The organism is Arthrobacter sp. CAL618, assembly GCF_000468215.1.
Taxonomy (GTDB): Bacteria; Actinomycetota; Actinomycetes; order Actinomycetales; family Micrococcaceae; genus Arthrobacter_D.
Genome location: NZ_ASZW01000074.1, coordinates 1 through 2,394, shown reverse-complemented (window position 1 = coordinate 2,394; position 2,394 = coordinate 1). Strand labels below are relative to the sequence as shown.

3 protein-coding genes are annotated in these 2,394 nt (G+C 63.8%); 2 read left to right on the top strand and 1 reads right to left on the bottom strand.

Annotated elements, in window-relative coordinates:
• The coding region (locus K728_RS21805) for a hypothetical protein (RefSeq protein ID WP_443110923.1) at window positions 1–598 on the top strand (598 nt) is incomplete at its 5' end.
• Between the two features lie 8 nt (window positions 599–606).
• Here K728_RS21805 and K728_RS0104835 read toward each other — a convergent pair.
• On the bottom strand, window positions 607–1,209 hold the full coding sequence (locus K728_RS0104835) for a hypothetical protein (protein ID WP_019481635.1): 603 nt from the start codon (window positions 1,207–1,209) through the stop codon (window positions 607–609).
• A gap of 141 nt (window positions 1,210–1,350) precedes the next feature.
• Here K728_RS0104835 and galE point away from each other — a divergent pair, with 141 nt between their 5' ends.
• A complete protein-coding gene (gene galE / locus K728_RS0104830; RefSeq protein ID WP_019481634.1) occupies window positions 1,351–2,364 on the top strand; it encodes a UDP-glucose 4-epimerase GalE in 1,014 nt (337 codons plus the stop codon).
• Window positions 2,365–2,394: the final 30 nt, after the last annotated feature.

Below are 2,394 nucleotides of genomic sequence, written 5' to 3'. Positions count from 1 at the left end.
GGTCCAGGAGTCGGGGCTCCGCAACCTGGACTACGGTGACCAGGCCGGACCGGATTCGCGCGGGCTCTTCCAGCAGCGGCCATCGCAGGGCTGGGGCACCGACGCCGAGGTACAGGATCCCCTCTACGCGGCCGGGGCGTTCTACGACGCGCTCGTGCTGGTACCCGGCTACGAAGCCCTGCCCATCACCGAGGCGGCGCAGGCCGTGCAACGCAGCGCCCTGCCGGATGCCTACGCCGATCACGAGGCGGAGGGGCGCGCTTTTGCGTCGGCCCTGACCGGCAACTCCCCTGCCTCCCTGAACTGTGTCTTGCGGGGCACCGACCAAGTGGGCGATCCGGCCGCTGTGCAGGCCGCCGCCGAACAGGTTTTCGGCCCCCTCGAAACGTCACTGGACGACGACGGGGCGCTCAGTTTCGCTGCTTCCGGAACCCAGGGCTGGGCAACCGCGCAATGGGCGGTCGCAAACGCCAAGGCGCTGCACATCGAAGCGGTGTCCTATGGTGGTCTGCAATGGACCAGGTCAACTCACGGCTGGGAAGCCGCTGAAACAACGACTGGGCTGATTGTCATCAAGCTGGCCTTGGCGGACGCCTGACCGGGGTCCTAGGCGAGCAGTTCCACGACCGGCCGAACGTAGCTAGTGAAGGCTAGTGCGTCGTCGGAGAGGTCCTGGCTCATGAGAAGCGTGGCTGGCTCAACGAACCAGGCACGCGGTTCGCTGAGCGGAAGCTCGACCACCTGCAAGGTAAACGCCCGGGAGCTCCGGCCCAACTCCAGTTCCCGCTCCTCGACCAGCTGCTCGAACGGGTCTCTCCGCCGAACCTTTCCCCTCCGGTGTTTCAGCGCGGCATACTCTGCCCTCCGCTCGCGTGACCAGTCGATCGCCGCACCATAGTGGGCTTGAGCCAGCAGCTGAAGGGCGGGCAGGGACGCCAGCTCCGGAAAATGCGGTGCCGTCGCCTCGGCGTCGAAACAGTCCGCCACCAGCTGACGCCACCACGTCTCCCATTCAATCCGGAGCACCGTCAGGCCCCCGGCGTCGTGGACCAGTTGGCTGGGGTCTACCCGATGCACCGAGGGGACCAGCTCGGACACCACCGGGACCCCGACAGCGTCCAACCCAGCGCAGTCCCTCAAATACAGGGAGAACAGCATTACCGGCGACGTGTCAACAACAATGTGCCACCCATGACCACCCGCGGTCATCAACCAATCATCCTTTCTGGGGCGAATCCTCCGGCCTCCCCGGCAGAGACTCGACCTATTGAATCCAAGGGTAGACCGAACGCCCGCGACCCTCTACCCGTGAAGACCACCGATATCCCAGTAACAAACTAGGCTGGAAGCATGAAAATTCTTGTTACCGGCGGCAGCGGCTACATCGGCTCGCATACGACGCTCGCCCTCCTTGAAGCTGGCCACCAGGTGGTGGTTGTCGACAATCTCATGAACTCCTCTGAGACCGCCCTTGACCGGGTCAGGGAACTGAGTGCGAAGGCTCTTACCTTCCACAAAGTGGATCTCCTCGACGAGGCAGCACTCACGGCGGTTTTCGACGCAGAAGCTGTTGATGCTGTAATCCACTTCGCTGGTTTGAAGGCGGTGGGCGAGTCAGTGGCCAAGCCGCTGCATTACTATCACAACAACGTCGGCGGAACGCTGAATCTGCTCCGGGTCATGGATGCAGCACAGGTAAGGACACTGGTTTTCAGCTCTTCCGCCACCGTCTACGGCGCTTCGGAAGAGGTTCCGCTGATCGAGAAAATGCCGCTTGACGCGGTCAATCCCTATGGCCGCACCAAGGAACAAATCGAGGACATCCTCTCGGATCTCGGTGCCGCCGATGGCCGCTGGAACATCGCTTTGCTGAGGTATTTCAACCCGGTCGGGGCCCACGAATCCGGGCTGATTGGGGAGGACCCCACTGGCATTCCCAATAACCTGCTGCCCTTCGTGGCCCAGGTGGCAGTGGGGCGCCGGGAGAAAGTGATGGTTTTCGGCAACGATTACCCCACCCCCGATGGCACGGGCATCCGCGACTACATTCATGTGGTGGACCTGGCAGCCGGGCACCTGGCGGCGCTGGATTATCTGACCACCCACGCCGGGGTGCACCGCTGGAACCTGGGCACCGGCAACGGGTCATCGGTGCTTGAGGTACTTGCGGCCTTTTCCGCTGCTGCCGGGCATGAGATCCCCTACGAATTCGCGGCCCGGCGGCCCGGCGACGCGGCGGTCAGCTATGCCGACCCGTCAGCCGCACTGGCGGATTTCGGCTGGTCGGCCCACCGCTCCCTGCAGCAGATGTGCGAGGACCATTGGCGCTGGCAAAAACACAATCCCCAGGGCTACTCGGACTAGTAGTCGCTCGGCGGCTTCCCCGCGTTAACC